A 17,618-nucleotide genomic window follows, 5' to 3' on the forward strand; every position below is an offset into this window, starting at 1 on the left:
GGGCCTCAAAGGGCTCGCGACCCCCACCGGGTTGGTTCTTTCTCTCCCCCCCCCCCCCTCCCCCCCCCCCCCCCCACGGCGGGGGTGCCGACGGCGAGGAGCAGCCCGATGAGCAGGGCCGCGCCTCGGCGGTGCCGACTGGATGGGGGGTGGCGATGCACGGTCGTCCTCCGTATCAGGGGTGAGGGGAACCTGGTTCTTCTCGGAGAGGCGATACTTTCGATGCAAATCGCCGGAAACCTAGCTCGCTTTCATCGATGACGGAAGACTTAGAGCAGAACTGGGCGGAACTTTCTCCGAACATAAGACAAAAGCCTGGGTCGACTCGCAGCTCGCCGTGCCTCAGCGCGAGCCGTGCCGCGCCGACCTTCCTCGCCTGCGGCGCGACACGGCCAAGGCGCCACCACCCAGCAGGAGGAGTGCGGACCCGCCGGCGGCGAGCCCTGCCCAGCCGTCGCTGTCGCCGCCGGTCGAGGCGAGAGCCACACCATGCCCGGCTTGAGGGGACGCGGTGCGCTCGCCGCCACCCGTTCGCGGGGCGGGGGTCGTTGCCACCGGGGGCCTGGGAGGGCTCGCCGACGGACGCCAGGCACGCCGTCGCGGCTGACGGCCACCGTCGCGCCGCCGGGCTTGGAGTCGAGAACCTCGATCTCGACCTTGTGAGCCTTGTCGGTCAGCGTCACACCGGCCGCCAGCGCGTCCTTGGTCTTGCCGTCCACGCCGGCCCAGTGGTCGACCCCGGAGTCACGTCGACCAACTGGGAGGCGGCGTAGTTGCCCTGGGGGACCCGGTAGGCATGCACCCCCTGAAGTCCCTTGTCGAGGGTGCCGGACGCAGCGCGCAACTCCACGACCAGGCGATGCTTGCCCACCGGGATCTCCGGCGCGCACCCCGTCACCCTTTCCGTAGAGCGGGCGCAGCCTGTAGGTGCGGGACTTGGTGACCTCGGGCGCTTCCTCCTTCGACAGCCACGTGGCCCGGATCAGCTCGGACGCGCTGAGGCCCACGGCCACGGTGCCACCGCCCATGGGTGTCTTGTGCCTGGTGGTCTCGGTGTCCTTGCAGGTCGCGAGGTCCGTGCCGGTGCAGGCGAACCGCATCTGGTGCTGGTAGCCGAAGTTGTGGCCGAACTCGTGGACCAGGACCGCCATGCCGGCGTCCCCGCCGTCGCCCGACACCGGGACCCAGGTGATGCCACCGCCGACGGAACCGAGACCGCCCCAGCCGCAGCGGGCCGTGCCATCGGGGAACACGATCGACAGGTGCGCGAAGTCGCCCCACCCGGCTCCGCGCTGTTCGAGTGCCTTCAGCGTCTCGTTGTAGATCTTGCTGTTGTCGCAGCCGGCGCCGGCGATCGGGAGTTCGACGGGGCCGACCACTCCCCCCTCCCCGGCAGCGGCGGGCTCGAACTCGGCGGCCCCCTCGGTGACCTCGTTGTAGTACGAGGTCAGGGAGTTGTTCTTGCCGAAGTGGACGTCCTGGAGCGCGGCCTTGGTCTTGTCCGGGTTCTTGAAGGTGCTTTCAGGCAGGGCGCGCTGACGTACACGCACGGTGAGGGAGATCCTTCCGTTCGCTCGCCGGTCTCCCGACGAGAAGTCGTCGACCTGGAAGGACCGCGGAGCTTTCCGGCCGTCCCGCCGCGTTATCACTCCGTTACAAACACATTGCGCGGCCGTCCGCGGAGGGCCACCCGAACCGCCTTGTCACGAGTTGACAACACCGCGGGATGAGCCACGAGCGCTGGGCTCACTCCACACAGGCAGCCACCGGCGCTTGCACGGCACGAAGGGTCGGCACTTTGTCTTTCAAGAATCAGAAGTTGCCGAAGATCTTGACCTAAGTGCTTCACAACTCATCGAAACCTTTGCTAGGTTCCACCGCCAGAGACACCGAAGACCGGAAACACTCGGCGGGAGGGCGACGTGAGACGCATGACGGCACGGCCCGCGAACGCACATCAGGAGCACATACTCAGGCTGTTGCGCGACGAAGGACCCCACTCCCGTGCGCAGCTCGGCGAGTTGGTGAACCTGTCCCGCTCCAAGCTCGCCGTCGAGGTGGACCGGCTCGTGCATACCGGACTCGTCGTGAACGACGGGCTCGCCGCATCGAGGGGCGGGCGCCGGTCCCACAACGTCCGCCTCGCTCCCGAACTCCGCTTCCTGGGCATCGACATCGGCGCCACGTCCGCCGATGTCGCCGTCATCAACGCCCAGTTGGAGGTTCTCGGCCACCTCAGTCAGTCGGTCGACGTACGGGGAGGTCCGGTCGCCGTCTTCGAGCAGGTGCTCGACATGGCCGCCAAGTTAAGGGCAGCCGGGATCGCCGAAGGCTTCGACGGGGCCGGGGTCGGCATCCCCGGACCGGTGCGCTTCCCCGAGGGCGTCCCGGTCGCACCGCCGCTCATGCCGGGCTGGGACAACTTCCCCGTCCGTGAGGCCCTCAGCCAGGACCTCGACTGCCCGGTCATGGTCGACAACGACGTGAACCTGATGGCGCTCGGGGAACAGCAGGCGGGAGTCGCCCGAAGAGTCGAGGACTTCCTCTACGTGAAGATCGGCACCGGAATCGGGTGTGGCATCGTCGTCAACGGCGAGGTCTACCGCGGCGTCACCGGGAGTGCCGGAGACATCGGCCACATCCAGGTCGATCCGGACGGCCATCCCTGCCCCTGCGGCAACACCGGCTGCCTGGAGGCCCACTTCAGCGGAGCCGCACTCGCCCGTGACGCGCTCGTGGAGGCCGGGCATCCGGGCCAACTGGCCGACCGGCTGGCCGCCACGGGCACGCTCACCGCGGCTGACGTCGCCGCGGCGGCGTCCGCTGGTGACACCGCCGCCGGTGATCTCATCCGGGAAGGTGGTGGCCGCGTCGGACAGGTCATCGCCGCACTGGTGTCGTTCTTCAACCCCGCGCTGGTGGTTGTCGGCGGTGGGGTGACCGGCCTCGGCCACGGTCTGCTGGCCTCCATCCGCACCCAGGTCTACCGCAGGTCTCTGCCCCTGGCCACCGGCGACCTCCCCATCGTCCTCAGCGAACTCGGCCCTCAGGCCGGCGTGGTCGGAGCGGCCCGGCTCATCACCGACCGCGTCTTCTCCCCGGCCTGATCCCCATGACCCGCCCCACCGTCTCAACCCCCGCTGGCGGTGGGGCGCCTGAACCAGCACTCACCGGCGCTTCGAGTGCTCGCCCGGCGCCCGCAGCGCGAAGGGCGGAGGCGCACAGCTCCGCCTCCGCCCCCCGCCAGAGCGGTCTCCGCACCGAATCACCCGCTCCATGCCCGCATCCCACCGCGCAGGACACACAGCGCCATGACCTTGTACCGCCACGGAACCGAGGAACCATCCCATGCCGCCATCACCCCCTGACACTCGAACAGCCGGCTCGCCTGCGCCGCTGCTCAGGATGACCGGGATCACCAAGTCCTTCCCCGGCGTCCGCGCTCTGTCCGGCGTCGACCTGACGGTCGTCGAGGGCGAGGTCCACTGCCTCCTCGGCCAGAACGGCGCGGGCAAGTCCACCCTCATCAAGGTCCTGGCCGGCGCCCATCAGCCCGACGGCGGCGAAATCGTCTGGCAGGGCCGGCCCACCCGGCTCAAGTCCCCGATCGCCGCCATGCGTCTCGGCATCGCGACGATCTACCAGGAACTCGATCTCGTCGAGCACCTCTCGGTGGCCGAGAACATCAGCCTCGGTCACGAACCGACACGCGCCGGATTCGTCGTACGCACCCGGGTGGCCCGTCAGCGCGCCGCCACCCTGCTGAACAGGCTCGGCCACACGGAGATCGATCCGGCCGCACCCGTCGCCGAGCTCTCGGCGGCGCAGCAGCAGATCGTCTCCATGGCCCGTGCCCTGTCCCACGACGCCCGCCTGATCGTCATGGACGAGCCGTCGGCCGCCCTGGACCCGGACGAGGTGCGCAATCTCTTCCGTACCGTGGACACCCTGACGAACGAAGGCGTCGCCATCATCTACATCTCCCACCGCCTGGAGGAGATCCGAGCCATCGGCGACCGCGTGACCGTCCTCAAGGACGGCCGGTCCGTCGCCGACGGTCTGCCGACCCGGTCCACACCCACCCGCGACATCGTGGCACTCATGACGGGCCGCGCCGTGGAGCACGTCTTCCCCTACTCCCCACGTGCGGCCGATCCGGTCACTCCCGAGGTGCAGCCCGTGCTGAAGGTGGAAGCTCTCAGCCGCCAGGGGGAGTTCGAGCCGCTCGACCTTGAAGTCCGCCCCGGGGAGGTCGTCGGCCTCGCCGGCCTGGTGGGATCCGGCCGCTCCGAGATCCTGGAGACCATCTTCGGGGCCCGTCGGCCCACGTCCGGCCGGGTGTTCGTGGACGGAGAAGAGGTCCGGCCCGGCAACGTCCGTGCCGCGGTGCGCGCCGGCATCGGCCTCGCTCCCGAGGAACGCAAGGCACAGGCCCTGCTGATGCTGGAGTCGGTTACCCGCAACGTCTCCATCTCCACCCTCGGCCGGTTCTCCCGACTCGGCTGGATCGACCGTGCCTCGGAGCGTGCCGCGGCGCACCAGGTCACCCGCGACCTGGTGCTCCACCCGGACAATCCGGACGCCCAGGTCAAGAACTTCTCCGGCGGCAACCAGCAGAAGGCCGTCCTGGCGCGCTGGCTGCTGAGGGGATGCCGCGTCCTGCTCCTGGACGAACCCACGCGTGGTGTCGACATCGGTGCCCGCGTCGAGCTGTACGCGGTGATCCGGCGTCTGGCGGACGAAGGGCTGGGCGTCCTCGTGGTCTCCAGTGAGATCCCCGAGGTTCTCGGCCTCGCCGACCGCGTCCTCGTGCTCCGTGAGGGCCACGTCGTCCATCGCGCGCCCGCCGACGAACTGGACGAACACCGCGTACTCGATCTCGTACTCGAAGGGAACCACGCATCATGACGCAGTCCGCGGCCGCCCCCGCGGCCGAGAAGCCCGCTCCCGCCGCGCCGCCACCGCGCACGCCCGCTCTCGGCCTCCGGCTCGATCTCCGTACCCTGTCGCTGCTCGGGGTCCTGGCGATCCTTGTGCTCGTCGGCGGCGTCACCAAGCCGGACGAGTTTCTCGCCGTGAACAACCTCCAGCTCGTACTCACCCAGGCGTCGGTGATCGGCGTGGTCACGGTCGGCATGACTTTGGTGATCATCAGCGGTGGCATCGACCTGTCGGTCGGTGCGATCGTGGCGCTGGCCTCGGTGTGGGCGACCACGGTCGCCACCCAGGACTTCGGTTTCTCCGGAGTCCTGTTCACCGCGCTCCTCGTGGGTGTGGGCTGCGGCCTGGTCAACGGCGTGCTGATCGCCTACGGCCGGATGGTCCCGTTCATCGCCACCCTCGCCATGCTCGCCTCCGCCCGCGGCCTCGCCCTGCAGATCACCGACGGGCGCACCCAGATCGTCACCATCCCCGAGATCCTCGATCTGGGCGAGAAGGACGCCTACGTACTCGGGGTGCCGCCGCTCGTGATCGTCTTCGCGGTGGTCGTCGTCATCGGCTGGCTGCTCCTCAACCGCACCACCTTCGGCCGACGCACCGTCGCCATCGGCGGCAACCCCGAAGCCGCCCGCCTCGCCGGCATCGACGTCCGCCGCCAGCGCCTCTATCTCTACCTGCTGTCCGGACTGTGCTGCGGCATCGCCGCCTTCCTGCTGATCATCCTCTCCGGCTCCGGCCAGAACACCAACGGCAACCTCTACGAACTCGACGCCATCGCCGCAGCCATCATCGGCGGCACCCTGCTCAGCGGGGGCCGCGGCACCGTCACCGGCTCCGTCCTCGGCGTCCTGATCTTCACCACGATCACCAACATCTTCGCGCTCAACAACCTCCAGAGCGCGACCCAGCAGATCGCCAAGGGCGCCATCATCGTCGCCGCCGTCCTCGTCCAACGCCGCACCGCCCACGAGTAAAGCGCCAGCAAGGAGAAAAGAACATGGCTCAGCAAGTCGACGCCCTCCGCAGAAGACTGCTCTTCGGTTCCGCCGCCGTGTCGGCCGGCGCACTGCTCACGGCGTGCACCTCCAACGACACCGGTTCCAAGGGCGGCGCGGCCGAACAGGCCGCTGTCGCCGACGACAAGCCGGGCAAGCACGTCACCATCGGCTTCGCCGGTCCCCAGGCGGACCACGGGTGGCTCAACGCCATCAACGTCAATGCCCGTGATCGCGCCAAGAAGTACAAGGACGTCACCCTCGAGATCACCGAGGGCTCCAACGACACGGCCGCCCAGATCGGCCAGATCGAGACCCTCATCAACAAGAAGGTCGACGTCCTGGTGATCCTGCCCGCCGACGGCAAGGCCCTCACCCAGGTCGGCCTGAAGGCGATGCGCGCCGGCATCCCGGTCATCAACCTGGACCGGGTCTTCAACTCCGCGCAGGCGTACCGCTGCTGGATCGGCGGCGACAACTACGGCATGGGCCTCAACGCCGGGCACTACATCGGCGAGAAGCTCAAGGGCAAGCCGAACGCGCGGGTGGTCGAACTCGCGGGCATGGACACCCTGGAGCTGACCAAGCAGCGCACCCAGGGCTTCGACGACGCGCTGAAGAACTACCCGAACATCAAGAAGGTCGCCCGTCAGGCCGCCGAGTTCACCGTCGAGTCCGGCCAGTCCAAGATGGCGGCGCTGCTCCAGGCCAACAAGAAGTTCGACGCGCTGTGGAACCACGACGACGACCAGGGCGTCGGCGCGTTGCGCGCCATCGAGCAGGCCGGGCGGGACGAGTTCTTCATGGTCGGCGGCGCGGGCGCGCTCTCCGCCTTCCAGTCCATCAAGGCCGACAGCGGTGTCCTGAAGGCAACCGTGCTCTACCCGCCCACCATGGCCGCCTCGGCCATCGACCTGGCACGGGCGCTCGGCCAGAGCAAGGGGCTCGGCGGCCTGGCGGAGTTCGAGATCCCCTCCTCCATCACCCTCTACTCGGCCGTCGTCGACAAGGCCAACGTCGGCCAGTACATGGCCACCGGGTTCAACTAGACCACACCGGGGACTCGCCCCCGCCATCGCCGAGAACAGGGGCGGGCGCGCCGCGCCCGCCCCTGGCCGCGTCAAGGAGAACTCGCACATGAAGCCCGCGTACAGGGAACCCCCGGAACAAGAACTCGTGCCCGGGCGATCCGCCGACAGACGATCCACCGTCGCCCACAAGCCTCGCCTCGGCATCGGCATCGTCGGCTACTCATTCATGGGTGCCGTCCACTCCCAGGGCTGGCGCACCGCGAGCCGCGCTTTCGACCTGCCACTGGAGCCTCACCTCACCGCGGTGTGCGGCCGGAACGGACAGGCGGCGCGGACGGCCGCGCACCGCTTGGGCTGGGAGTCCGCCGAGACCGACTGGCGGAGGCTGATCGCACGCGACGACATCGACCTCGTCGACATCTGCACCCCCGGCGAGAGTCATGCGGAGATCGCCGTCGCCGCACTCGACGCCGGCAAGCACGTGCTGTGCGAGAAGCCGCTGGCCAACACGGTCGAGGAGGCCGAGGCCATGGTCGCCGCCGCGGAGCGCAACCCAGGACGGATCGCGATGGTCGGCTTCAGCTACCGCCGCACGCCCGCCATTTCGCTGGCACAGGCCCTGATCGGGGCCGGCCGGCTCGGCGCGCTCCGGCACATCCGTCTGACCTATCTCCAGGACTGGCTGGTCGACCCCGAGTTCCCGCTCACCTGGCGTCTGCGCCGGGAGACAGCCGGGTCCGGCGCCCTGGGCGATCTCGGGTCGCACCTTGTCGACCTCGCCCAGTTCCTGGCAGGTGAGCCGCTCCTCGGTGTCAGCGCGGTCACCAAGACCTTCGTCAGCGAGCGCCCCGTCATGGCCGGCGCCTCGGCTGCGCTCGCCACTTCGGCAAGTGGTGACCGCGGCCGGGTCACCGTCGACGACGCCGCCCTGTTCACCGGTCGCCTCTCATCCGGCACACTCGCGTCCTTCGAGGCCACCCGTTTCGCCCACGGGCGCAAAAATGCGCTGCGGTTCGAGGTCAACGGCGAGCACGGCTCCCTCTGCTTCGACTTCGAGCGGCTCAACGAACTGCACTTCTACGACGCCACCGCGCCCGCCGCCGAGGCGGGCTTCCGCCGCATTCTGGTGACCGAAGCCGAGCACCCCTACCTCGCCGGCTGGTGGCCGCCCGGTCACGGACTCGGCTACGAGCACACGTTCGTCCACCAGGCCCGCGACATCGTCCAGGCCATCGCCGACGGCTCCCGGCCCTCCCCGTCCTTCGCCGACGGTCTCCAGGTGCAGCGGGTGCTCGCCGCCGTCGAGGAGAGCGTGTCCAAGGACAGCGTCTACACCCTCGTCTCCCCTTCCGACCACGAAAAAGGACGTGCGTCATGACCCACCGATTCACCCTCTTCACCGGCCAGTGGGCCGACCTGCCCCTGGAGGAAGTCTGCCGCATCGCCCGCGACGCAGGTTTCGACGGCCTGGAACTCGCCTGCTGGGGAGACCACTTCCAGGTGGACAAAGCACTCGCCGAACCCGCCTATCTGGACTCCCGCCGTCAACTCCTCGAGAAGTACGGCCTGAAGTGCTGGGCCGTCTCCAACCACCTCGTCGGCCAGGCCGTCTGCGACACGATCATCGACGAGCGTCACGAGGCCATTCTCCCGCCCGAGGTCTGGGGTGACGGCGACCCCGAGGGCGTACGGCAGCGGGCTGCCCTGAGGATGATGGACACGGCCCGCGCCGCCGCGGCCTTCGGCGTGAACACCGTCGCCGGCTTCACCGGCTCCGCCATCTGGCACCTGGTCGCCATGTTCCCGCCTGCCACCGAAGCCACCATCGAGCGCGGCTACCAGGACTTCGCCGACCGCTGGAACCCCATTCTCGACGTCTTCGACGCGGAGGGCGTCCGCTTCGCCCACGAGGTGCACCCCAGCGAGATCGCCTACGACTACTGGACCACCCAGCGCGCCCTGGAGGCGGTCGACCACCGCCCGGCCTTCGGCCTGAACTTCGATCCCTCCCACTTCGTCTGGCAGGACATCGACCCGGCGGGCTTCCTCTACGACTTCCGCGACCGCATCTACCACGTCGACTGCAAGGACGCCCGCAAGCGCCTCGACGGACGCAGCGGCCGCCTCGGCTCCCACCTGCCCTGGGGCGACCCCCGACGTGGCTGGGATTTCGTCTCGGTCGGCCACGGCGACGTTCGCTGGGAGGACGTCTTCCGCATGCTCCGTTTCATCAGCTACGAAGGCCCCGTCTCCGTCGAGTGGGAGGACGCCGGCATGGACCGCCTCCAGGGCGCCCCCGAGGCCCTGGCCAAGCTCAAGGCGTACGACTTCAGCCCGCCGTCGGCCTCCTTCGACGCGGTCTTCGGAACGTCTCACTGAGCCACTCCGCGACGCGACTGCGGAGGGCACGACATGGAAAGCACGGTGGGTTTGACGCGTCGGAGCTTCCTGGCCGTAGTCGTGGGCAGACCGGCATCGCCGGTGGCCCGGGACCGGCTGGGCGGGGCTGGGCCGCGACCGCTCCCCAGCGGGAGCGACTGCAGCACTCAGTACTTCCCCGTGCCGGCCGCGATGCAGGGGGACATCGACACACGCCCCGAGAATCTACTGGTGATGGGCGGCTTCGACCTGTCAGCCCAGTCCTGCACCATCTCTCTCCCCGCTGGCGCGTCCCCAGCCGCCAGGGTCATCCCGGCTGCCCCTGGAGCCCAGGTCACCATCGTCCGGCAGGCGCGTACTCTTCCCGGCACGGCTGTCGTGGAGGTCACCAGGAAGGCCTTCTTCTTCGGCCCCATCATGAAGAACTACGACTTCACGATGCAGGCCCGAATCACCTGAAGGTAAAGCGTCGGCAAAGTCGCGGGATGTGCCGGACCGTTCGCGTTCCTGCCCAAGTGAAGAGCGACACGAGCCGGTGGGTGGCGGTGCGCCCCCCTGTCCACGGTCAAGCCCCCCTGACCGTCGGCGAGCACTGCCACCCACCTTGTCCGTGCCGCCCTCGCTCGCCACCTGTCACGTAAGGGAGCCGCGCCATGCCACGCCCGCGGGTTGTGTTCCACGATCTGATCCTGCAGTCGGCCCGACTCGCACTGGAGCGCTGCCGGTCCCGGCCGACGCAGGCAAGCGACGCGGAGGTCGCCGGACTGCTCCGCAGTGGCCGCGCACACGTCTTCGAGACCCTCGCGCGCCGTCATTCGAGCGCGGTCGTCGCCTACCTCAACACCTGCGTCGAGGACTCCACCCTTGCGGACGATCTCGCCCATCGCACCTTCTCGAACTCTTTCGAAGCGGCTGCCGGCGGCGTGTTCCCCACTGTTCCCTGGCGGCTGCATCTGCTGGCCACTGCCCGGGGCCTGGCGGTACGAGCGTGGGCGCACGAGCCCAGCGGCCCGTTCAGCCCGGGCTTTCGCCATTGGGCCGTGACAGGCGGCAACTGGCCGGTCAGCGGTCGCCACCGGGTGGCCGCGGCGTTCTACCTGCTGCCCCAGCGCGACCAGACCGCACTGTGGCACAGCATCATCGAAGGCGAGGGCCGCACCATGACGATCGTCTGCCTGGGCATCAGACGCGATGAGTTCGGCCCTGTCACGCACCAGGCCCGGGCCCGTCTGCGCACGGCCTATCTGACACTCCACCGGCGAGCCACCGCCGCATCAGCCGAGTGCGCGTCGCACGCCCCTCGGCTTGCGGCCTCCGTCGAGGACGGATCTCCGGACCGGGCCCCGCAGAGTCGCCATTCCGACGACCTCCTGGCAGGCCACCTCGCGGAGTGCCCAAGCTGCGCCGAGGCGTACGAGGATCTCTCCGACCTCGACAGTCAACTGCGCACTCAGCTACCGCCGTTGCTGCTCGGCTGGTGGCCTGGACCGGCGTATCACGCGCTGCGGTCCATGGTGGAGGCCCAGCAGCCGGAACTCCTCTGGAGGGCGGCAGCCCCTGGGGCATCGCGCAGGGGGCCGAGCACCTCCCGCGACGGTTCGTACGCCGGCAGGCCGCTGATCCTGTGCCTCGCCACGGTGACCGTGGGGGTGTCCCTGGCGGTAGGGGTACACGAAGCCTTGACCCAAGATGGCAATCACACCAGATCCATCAAAGTCATGAGATCTCTGCCTATTTGAGTATCAAGACTTCACAAAGCTCCCAGCAGGAGCAACACTGTCTCCCGCACCAGCACTCACACCTCCCCAGGGACACCCCCATGCCCGTATCCGACGCAGAACTGACCCGCGCCATCCGAGTGTCGGAACAGCACAGCGCAGCCGCGGACGATGCCCTGGAAGAGTTGTTCCGCCGGCACCGCCCGGCCGTCCTCGGCTACGCGCGGACCTGCTGCCGGGACGCACATACCGCCGAGGACCTGACATCCGAGGCCTTCACCCGCACACTCCAGGCGGTACGGGGCGGCCGCGGCCCCGAGTCCGCGTGGCGCCCGTATCTGCTGTCCGTGGTCCGCCGTACCGCCACCGACTGGGCGACCACCGCGCGCCGCACCGATCTCTCGCCCGACTTCGAGCGCTGGCTGGAGTCCCATCCCACCGTGGAGAGCGGCGAGGACCGCGTCCTTCGCCAGGAGGACGGTGCCCTGCTGCTGCGCGGCTTCCGCTCTCTGCCGGAACGCTGGCAGGCGGTGCTGTGGCACACCGTCGTCGAGGGGGAACCGGCCGAGCAGGTCGCCGCCCTCCTCGGCATAGGCCCCAGCGGTGTGGGCTCTCTGGCCGCCCGCGCCCGCGAGGGGCTGCGCGAGGCGTATCTCGCGGCACACATCACGGCCACGGACTCCTCGGACGATCCGGAGTGCCGGCATTTCAGCCGTCTCCTCGCGGCCTCCGTACGCCGCCCCGGCCGACGCCTCAACAAGGACCTGGTCCGGCACCTCGACCGCTGCGCCGACTGCCGCCGCGCCATGACGGAGCTGACCGACGTCAACGAGCGCATGCGGCTGGTGCTACCCGCCGCGCTGCTTCTGTGGGCGGCCCCCGCATACCTCGCCGCTCGGCTGGCGCATGCGGAGGCGGTGACGGGGGCCTCCGGGCACCTCGAACTTCCCCCTTCGAAGTTCACGTGGAACCCCCTGGGCACCAGTGCGGCAGCCGGAGCCGTGGCCGTGGCGGCGCTCGGCGGTTTCCTGTTCCTCTCCGACTCAGGAGACGACGCCGACTCGACGCCGCCCCCCGTCGCCTCCAGTCTCGCGCCGATGCCTCTGAGCACCGCTCCTTCCCTGTCGCCGAGCCCGACACCCACTCCGAGTCGCCCGGACGGGACCACGTCGCCGTCCCCTTCCGACTCTCCGACTCCTTCGGCGACACCGACCGCTTCTCCGACGCCGGCACCGCAGCTTCCCGAGGCTGCCGCGACGACTCGGCTGCGCATCAAGTCCACAGGCCTTTGCATGGAGACGAGGGGCGGCTCCGGCGCCGAGCCTCGCGAAGCCGCCTGCACCGGTGCCGCGAACGAGTTGTGGGAACTGGTCCGCAACACCGACGGTCACTTGCAGCTGCGCAACCAGGCGAGCAAGCTCTGCCTGACCTATCCCGAACAGCGCCCTGACGGCGCGGTCGTGAGACAGCTCGAATGCGGCGAGGCCACGCCCGGCCAGTGGTGGGAGTACTACCTGCCGCAGAACGGCGACATCGCCTTCAGCCCGCTCGGCGACAACGGTCGGCGTCTCGGCCTCAACGAGTGGAATCTGGCGGGCCAATCGCACTCTCCGACGATCGGCATCACCCTGAACTACTACGGCACGGAGTCTTTGATCTTTACCTTCGACGGGCAGCTCGGCCTCTGAATCTCGCACCGGGCATCCAGACGGCGCGCTCAGCCCTCGAGTTCGTAGTCGATCAGGACATGTCGAACAGAGGCAGGCTCCCGAGGCCCATCTCCACCCCGCCCTCGGCCAGGGTGCCGCACGGACGCCGGGTCCCGGTGACCGCGTGGCGCGCACCGATCACTCTGCGAACGCCCTCACGGCGGCACCGCACGGTTAGCGCCTGTCGTTTGGCTCATCCCGGCGGCGCGGGGTCTGGTGCGCACATCTGCGGACCAGAGCCTTCTCGGGTCGGCCAAGAGGTACCGCACTTCACAGCCGGGCTGATCCAGACGACGGCCCTGGTGCTGCGCCACGGAAGCTCCGCCGATGAGTTTCCGGCTGCTGTGTGGTCTACCCGTCGACGAAGGGAGCGCACCATGCGCAAGATCATCGTTTGCACGTTCCTGACGCTGGACGGCGTCATGCAGGCGCCGGGCGGTCCGGACGAGGACGCTCAGAGCGGCTTCGAGCACGGCGGCTGGCAGAAGCCGGTGGCCGACGACGAGGTCGGCACGGCCATCGCCGGTTGGTACGAGTCCTCCGACGCGATGCTGCTCGGCCGCAAGACGTATGAGATCTTCGCGTCGTATTGGCCGACCGCCGATCCCGACAACCCGTTCACCCATCGGATGAACAGCATGCACAAGTACGTGGCGTCTCGGACCCTGACATCCGTCAAGTGGCAGAACTCCACACTGCTGGAGGGCGACATCGTCGATGCCGTACGCAAGCTGAAAGCGTCCGACGGCGGCAACATCAACGTCGTGGGCAGTGGCGACCTCGCCCAGACCCTCATGCGGCACGGCCTCGTCGACGAGTACCGGCTGACCATCCATCCGGTGATCATCGGCACCGGCAAGCGGCTGTTCGCCGACGGAGCGATCCCCACTGCGCTGGAGCCGATCAGCGTCTCGACGACGAAGGGCGGCACCATCGTCGGCGTCTACCGGCCGAACGGTAAGCCCAGCTATGACAGCTATTAGACGGCTTGGTTTGGATCACCGGGCAGACCACAGGAAGATGCCCGCACGTGGAGTCCGGCCAGGTAGATGGCCGCGGTCTTCTCGTAGCGGGTGGCGATGCCTCGCCACTGCTTGAAGCGGTTGATGCACCGCTCGACGGTGTTGCGCTGCTTGTAGGTCTCGCGGTCAAAAGCCGGCCTTCTGCCGCCCGGATGCCGCGCTTGCGCAGGTGCTGGCGAATAGGCCTTGTCGGCCGGGACGGCGTCCGGCCTGGTGCGGGGCCGTCCGCGTCGGCACGGAACACGCAGGCGTCTCATCACCTCGCGGAAGGCGGGCGCGTCAGCGGCCTGCCCGGCGGTGAGGTGGAAGGCCAGGGGCCGACAGCGGCCATCAGCTGCGAGGTGGATCTTTGTCGTCAGCCCACCGCGGACCGGCCGAAGGCATGGTCTGCCGGCTCGGGCGGGGCCCCTTTTTACGGGCCCCGGCCGCGTGCTGGTGGGCACGCACGATCGTGGAGTCGCCGAAACAGCCCAGGGGCGAGAGCGGCAGACGCTGGCGCTCTGGCCCTCCGACGACGGCTCCGGCAACGACGTCGGCAGCGCGCCCCAAAGCACCCCGCCCCGCCCAGCACACAGTCAGACCAGCCCACTCCCTCTCCCACCAAACGCCGCACAGCCAACGCCAAACCCACAGCCTCTCCCATCCCTTCGCCGGCCGAAGAAGACAAGACAACCAGCCCCCGCCCCAGCCACAGCCCCACGCGCGTTCCCGCGCGGATGCCGACGGCCGGCTGGACCCGCATCCACCCCGCATCCGCCCCTTCCCTGTGTCTCACCGAGGGCCGCGAACGCAACGGGCGCACCGACCGTGAAATCACCGTCCAGCACTTCTGCCCAACGACCAGAGGTTCCGCCTCGAAGCCTCCGGCAGCGGCTTCCGGCTCCGGCCAGTCCACGCAGTAGGCAGCTGAGCTGTTGGCTATGAGCTAAGCGACTCGACTCCCGAGTCGGTTCGCTGTGCTTTCTCGCCTCCGCCGGCACACCTCAGACACCGCGCGGCGTGCCTCAAGGGAGCGCTGCCTGGGACTCACAGCACGTGTGTCCGACCACCGAAACAGCACCACGTTGCACCGGTAGCGGACGAGCATCAGGGACTGCGGCACGGCAGGTCCGGGACACCGCAGAGCCTGATGCTCAGGAGGCGCCTACGCCTCCACGTAGGCGACGATGGTGAGGGTCCGCAGCGCGGTTACGTAATAGATCACCCGGACCCCATCGACGTCGTCTGCTGCTGTGACCGCGTAGGTTCGCCGGGTTGTCGAGGGTTGTGTGGTGTGCGGGCCGGCACTGGCGGTCCCGGCCCACACATGTGCGTCAGGCCACCGTGCCGGCAACTCCGGTGCGACCGTCCGGGACGCCGACGATCGTCACGATGACCTGCTTACGGATGTCCTCGCCGAGGACGCCGACCAGCGCGTCGGTGGTGGTGGCGACCAGGCGGGCGGGAGCGTCCGGGATCTCTGGAAGGTGATAGGCGGCCTCGCGCATGCTGAGGGTGACGAGCGGGGTGTCGATCTCGGCGGGGACGCCGCCGATGCCCCGGCGGTGCTGCGGGATGCCGATCAGGTCCACCCCGACCAGGCGGCGGAACTCCTCGCCGTAGACGGTGCCGACCGCGTCGGTTAAGGCGCTGATCAGCTTCGGTTCGACCGTCCCGTCGAGGGCTTCTTCGCGGATGTGCACGCTGACGTGCGGCATGGCGGAATCTCCGTTCGCGCTGGTAGGTACCATGAGTACGACTCACTTTGCAGGCAAAGCAAAATACCTTTGAAGACAAAGGTAAACGGGGAGGGGTGAGTGATGTCAACACCCAGGGCGCACGATGCGGAAGAGAACGGAGTCGATGACACCGTCAGGGCCCTGCTGCTGCTCATGCCCCGGATGGTGGGCCGGGTCAAGAAGATCCCCGTGCCCGAGGCGCTGCAGTCCTTCTCGCTGGCGCCGCGTCACCTCTCACTGCTCTCCTACCTGCTGTTTGACGGGCCGATGACCGTGAACGAGCTGGCTGCTCGACTCCAGATCGCCCCAACGACGGTGAGCCTGCTGGTCGGCGACCTGAGCCGGCAAGGAATCCTGGAGCGGCGCGAGGACGAGGCGGACCGGCGCCGGCGGATCATCGGCATTGCGGCCGACCAACAACCTGCGATCGCCTCCTGGCTCGCCCCGGGCGCGGCCGCATGGCGCAAGGCACTGGCCCCCCTGACACCGGAACAGCGGCAGATCTTCGTCGACACACTGCTCGCATACGAAGCCGCGGTCAGCAGCGAGGAACCGGGCTGAGCCGTGCCCTGCCCACAAGAACGCCATGGCGGGCCATCGAGGCACCGCCGCCCACGGCAGCGGATATCCAGTGCGGGGGCCGACTGCGGCACCTGTTACATCAGCTGCTCGGACGGTGAGCCGCTTGGCCGAGGCCGCTGGCCCGGCCCGGCGCAGCGGGCAGAAAGCCGTACGCGGGCAACTGGTTGAGCAGCGGCGCGAGCGTCATGCGTAGTTCGTCGAGGTCGCGGTAGTGGAGGGCGGCCATTCCTGCATCGCGGGCTGCGGTGACGTTGGTTTCGGTGTCGTCAATGAACAGGCAGCGCTCAGCCGGGGCCCTGACGCGTTCGGCAGCGATGCGGTAGGCGGGGGTCGGGTTTCGCGACGCCGATGCGGGCGGTGTTCACCACAGTGTGTGCAAGGCTGTCTCATCCCTGCGGGCGAGGTCCTGCTCCAGTCGTGTGGTTCCGTGGGAAACCAGGGCCACGGAGGCGACGTCGCGGACGCGGGTGAGCAGGTCCACAAGTTCCAGGTCGACGAGCGGGAGGAGTTCGCTCCAGGCGGCTACGGCGGCGCAGGCCCGCTCCTTCGAGCCGCAGCTGTTGGCGAGGTCGGCCGCCACGGCCGACCTCCACTGTTCGTCGGTGATCTCTCCGGTGAGGGCGGCGTGGATGCGGGCCGGCGCGAAGGCTGCGGCCGCCGTCGACGTCGCAGAGTACGGCGGCATACGGCATCGAAGGGTGAGGAGGGCGGGCGGTGCTGAGCCATGCCCGCAGTCTGCTGTCCCGCGCGGTGCGGGAAGGCTCATCCGGCCAGGACGACGGGGCGCATCGGTGCACCGTGCGCGAGGACGGCGGTGAGCAGGTCGGCGAGACCGAGCGGGTAGATGGTCTCGGCCGTGGCGCGCAGTTCGGCGAGGGTCCACCAGCGGCGTTCGCGGATGTTGTCGGGCTGCGATGCCCGGGTCGGGGCGACGTCGGTTGCGGAGACTCGGGTGAGGAAGTACTTCTCCACCTGGCGGACCTCACGGCCGCCGACGAGGTGGTCCTTGCTGCGCTCCGCGAGCTGCGTCCCCGGTTCGACCGCCTTCTCGTCGATACCGAGTTCTTCGCTCAGCTCGCGGAGTGTCGCCGTGGTGTGGTCTTCCCCGTCCTCCAGTTGGACGGAACTTCCGGCCGGATCGATGCTGCAGGCGGTGGCGGTGGTGCCGGGGGCGGCCAGGACGAGCGCGGTCAGCAGCCGCGTGCAGCGCCGGGTCGTGGGCGCGCATCGCGCCGACCTCCAGCAGCAGCCCGGCGTCCCGGGCCCGGGCGGCGAGCTTGCGGGTGCGAACGATGTCCAGGCAGACGGGTTTTTCGGTGCCGACGTGGACTCCGGCGTCGAGGGCCTCCTCGATGAGGTCCCCGGGCAGCCCGAGGTCCGGCTGCGCTGTTACCTACATGCGCCAGAACCCCTGAATCAGGCACGGGCCACCGAGGACCTGACCATCCAGGCGTCCCCTCACTGCTGAAGGGGAGGGGCGACCGGCCTTGACCACAGGCTGACGGCAATCCGGCAGTCGCAAC

At 69.1% G+C, this 17,618-nt stretch carries 17 protein-coding genes and 2 pseudogenes; 12 read left to right on the forward strand and 7 right to left on the reverse strand.

Going from position 1 to position 17,618, the window contains the following annotated elements; genetic code table 11:
- Positions 1–269: 269 nt before the first annotated feature.
- A complete protein-coding gene (locus tag ACZ5CW_RS31545; protein ID WP_468607377.1) occupies positions 270–1,550 on the reverse strand; it encodes a hypothetical protein in 1,281 nt (426 codons plus the stop codon).
- A gap of 381 nt (positions 1,551–1,931) precedes the next feature.
- Between ACZ5CW_RS31545 and ACZ5CW_RS31550 the strand changes: the two genes are divergently transcribed.
- From ACZ5CW_RS31550 to ACZ5CW_RS31595, 10 genes are all read left to right on the forward strand, one after another.
- The gene (locus tag ACZ5CW_RS31550; RefSeq protein WP_468607521.1) at positions 1,932–3,107 is read left to right on the forward strand and encodes an ROK family transcriptional regulator; all 1,176 of its coding nucleotides are present in this window, start codon (positions 1,932–1,934) and stop codon (positions 3,105–3,107) included.
- Between the two features lie 241 nt (positions 3,108–3,348).
- Positions 3,349–4,908, forward strand: coding sequence for a sugar ABC transporter ATP-binding protein (locus ACZ5CW_RS31555; protein WP_468607379.1), 1,560 nt, complete (start codon positions 3,349–3,351; stop codon positions 4,906–4,908).
- Positions 4,905–5,915 (forward strand): ABC transporter permease, encoded by a 1,011-nt coding sequence (locus ACZ5CW_RS31560; RefSeq protein ID WP_468607381.1) that lies wholly within the window; start codon positions 4,905–4,907, stop codon positions 5,913–5,915. The genes ACZ5CW_RS31555 and ACZ5CW_RS31560 overlap by 4 nt, the downstream gene beginning before the upstream one ends.
- A gap of 23 nt (positions 5,916–5,938) precedes the next feature.
- Positions 5,939–6,985, forward strand: coding sequence for a substrate-binding domain-containing protein (locus tag ACZ5CW_RS31565; protein WP_468607383.1), 1,047 nt, complete (start codon positions 5,939–5,941; stop codon positions 6,983–6,985).
- A gap of 88 nt (positions 6,986–7,073) precedes the next feature.
- Positions 7,074–8,345: a Gfo/Idh/MocA family protein gene (locus tag ACZ5CW_RS31570; protein ID WP_468607385.1), complete on the forward strand. Its 1,272-nt coding sequence runs from the start codon at positions 7,074–7,076 to the stop codon at positions 8,343–8,345.
- Entirely contained in the window at positions 8,342–9,346 is a 1,005-nt protein-coding gene (locus tag ACZ5CW_RS31575; RefSeq protein WP_468607387.1) for a sugar phosphate isomerase/epimerase family protein, read from the forward strand. Before ACZ5CW_RS31570 ends, ACZ5CW_RS31575 begins: the two co-directional genes overlap by 4 nt.
- 180 nt (positions 9,347–9,526) lie before the next feature.
- A complete protein-coding gene (locus ACZ5CW_RS31580) occupies positions 9,527–9,805 on the forward strand; it encodes a hypothetical protein (protein WP_468607389.1) in 279 nt (92 codons plus the stop codon).
- A gap of 194 nt (positions 9,806–9,999) precedes the next feature.
- Positions 10,000–11,085 carry a hypothetical protein gene (locus ACZ5CW_RS31585; RefSeq protein WP_468607391.1) on the forward strand — a complete coding sequence of 362 codons (1,086 nt, stop codon included), beginning with the start codon at positions 10,000–10,002 and terminating at the stop codon, positions 11,083–11,085.
- 80 nt (positions 11,086–11,165) lie between these two features.
- Positions 11,166–12,752, forward strand: coding sequence for a sigma-70 family RNA polymerase sigma factor (locus tag ACZ5CW_RS31590; protein ID WP_468607393.1), 1,587 nt, complete (start codon positions 11,166–11,168; stop codon positions 12,750–12,752).
- A 398-nt stretch (positions 12,753–13,150) separates the two neighbouring features.
- Positions 13,151–13,756 (forward strand): dihydrofolate reductase family protein, encoded by a 606-nt coding sequence (locus ACZ5CW_RS31595; RefSeq protein ID WP_468607395.1) that lies wholly within the window; start codon positions 13,151–13,153, stop codon positions 13,754–13,756.
- Here the strand turns inward: ACZ5CW_RS31595 and ACZ5CW_RS31600 are convergent.
- Together ACZ5CW_RS31600 and ACZ5CW_RS31605 are read right to left on the reverse strand one after the other, a co-directional pair.
- Positions 13,753–14,163 (reverse strand): annotated as a pseudogene (locus ACZ5CW_RS31600) (transposase family protein); the annotation flags it as partial. The gene ACZ5CW_RS31595 and the pseudogene ACZ5CW_RS31600 overlap by 4 nt on opposite strands.
- A gap of 945 nt (positions 14,164–15,108) precedes the next feature.
- Positions 15,109–15,492, reverse strand: a complete 384-nt coding sequence (locus tag ACZ5CW_RS31605) for a hypothetical protein (RefSeq protein WP_468607397.1) — start codon at positions 15,490–15,492, stop codon at positions 15,109–15,111.
- Between the two features lie 102 nt (positions 15,493–15,594).
- Here ACZ5CW_RS31605 and ACZ5CW_RS31610 point away from each other — a divergent pair, with 102 nt between their 5' ends.
- Positions 15,595–16,074 carry a MarR family transcriptional regulator gene (locus ACZ5CW_RS31610; protein WP_468607399.1) on the forward strand — a complete coding sequence of 160 codons (480 nt, stop codon included), beginning with the start codon at positions 15,595–15,597 and terminating at the stop codon, positions 16,072–16,074.
- A 100-nt stretch (positions 16,075–16,174) separates the two neighbouring features.
- Here ACZ5CW_RS31610 and ACZ5CW_RS31615 read toward each other — a convergent pair whose 3' ends face one another.
- The 4 genes and pseudogenes from ACZ5CW_RS31615 to ACZ5CW_RS31630 form a co-directional block, all read right to left on the reverse strand.
- Positions 16,175–16,321 (reverse strand): hypothetical protein, encoded by a 147-nt coding sequence (locus tag ACZ5CW_RS31615; protein ID WP_468607401.1) that lies wholly within the window; start codon positions 16,319–16,321, stop codon positions 16,175–16,177.
- Positions 16,322–16,360: 39 nt separating this feature from the next.
- Positions 16,361–16,411: pseudogene (locus tag ACZ5CW_RS31620) on the reverse strand (hypothetical protein); the annotation flags it as partial.
- Between the two features lie 45 nt (positions 16,412–16,456).
- Entirely contained in the window at positions 16,457–16,780 is a 324-nt protein-coding gene (locus ACZ5CW_RS31625) for a hypothetical protein (RefSeq protein ID WP_468607402.1), read from the reverse strand.
- 77 nt (positions 16,781–16,857) lie between these two features.
- Positions 16,858–17,292 carry an NUDIX domain-containing protein gene (locus tag ACZ5CW_RS31630; RefSeq protein ID WP_468607523.1) on the reverse strand — a complete coding sequence of 145 codons (435 nt, stop codon included), beginning with the start codon at positions 17,290–17,292 and terminating at the stop codon, positions 16,858–16,860.
- Between ACZ5CW_RS31630 and ACZ5CW_RS31635 the strand changes: the two genes are divergently transcribed.
- Positions 17,186–17,563, forward strand: a complete 378-nt coding sequence (locus ACZ5CW_RS31635) for a hypothetical protein (protein ID WP_468607404.1) — start codon at positions 17,186–17,188, stop codon at positions 17,561–17,563. The two genes, ACZ5CW_RS31630 and ACZ5CW_RS31635, sit on opposite strands and share 107 nt — an antisense overlap.
- The last annotated feature ends 55 nt before the right edge of the window (positions 17,564–17,618 follow it).

The sequence above is a fragment of the Streptomyces sp. NPDC031379 genome, assembly GCF_055569615.1.

Bases quoted from the DNA above. Each gene is read 5' to 3' on its own strand.
- ACZ5CW_RS31595 (WP_468607395.1), top strand. From the start codon at position 13,151: ATGCGCAAGATCATCGTTTGCACGTTCCTGACGCTGGACGGCGTCATG.
- ACZ5CW_RS31560 (WP_468607381.1), top strand. From the start codon at position 4,905: ATGACGCAGTCCGCGGCCGCCCCCGCGGCCGAGAAGCCCGCTCCCGCC.
- ACZ5CW_RS31590 (WP_468607393.1), top strand. From the start codon at position 11,166: ATGCCCGTATCCGACGCAGAACTGACCCGCGCCATCCGAGTGTCGGAA.
- ACZ5CW_RS31565 (WP_468607383.1), top strand. From the start codon at position 5,939: ATGGCTCAGCAAGTCGACGCCCTCCGCAGAAGACTGCTCTTCGGTTCC.
- ACZ5CW_RS31615 (WP_468607401.1), bottom strand. From the start codon at position 16,321: ATGGCCGCCCTCCACTACCGCGACCTCGACGAACTACGCATGACGCTC.
- ACZ5CW_RS31605 (WP_468607397.1), bottom strand. From the start codon at position 15,492: ATGCCGCACGTCAGCGTGCACATCCGCGAAGAAGCCCTCGACGGGACG.
- ACZ5CW_RS31575 (WP_468607387.1), top strand. From the start codon at position 8,342: ATGACCCACCGATTCACCCTCTTCACCGGCCAGTGGGCCGACCTGCCC.
- ACZ5CW_RS31585 (WP_468607391.1), top strand. From the start codon at position 10,000: ATGCCACGCCCGCGGGTTGTGTTCCACGATCTGATCCTGCAGTCGGCC.
- ACZ5CW_RS31570 (WP_468607385.1), top strand. From the start codon at position 7,074: ATGAAGCCCGCGTACAGGGAACCCCCGGAACAAGAACTCGTGCCCGGG.
- ACZ5CW_RS31550 (WP_468607521.1), top strand. From the start codon at position 1,932: ATGACGGCACGGCCCGCGAACGCACATCAGGAGCACATACTCAGGCTG.
- ACZ5CW_RS31555 (WP_468607379.1), top strand. From the start codon at position 3,349: ATGCCGCCATCACCCCCTGACACTCGAACAGCCGGCTCGCCTGCGCCG.
- ACZ5CW_RS31610 (WP_468607399.1), top strand. From the start codon at position 15,595: ATGTCAACACCCAGGGCGCACGATGCGGAAGAGAACGGAGTCGATGAC.
- ACZ5CW_RS31625 (WP_468607402.1), bottom strand. From the start codon at position 16,780: ATGCCGCCGTACTCTGCGACGTCGACGGCGGCCGCAGCCTTCGCGCCG.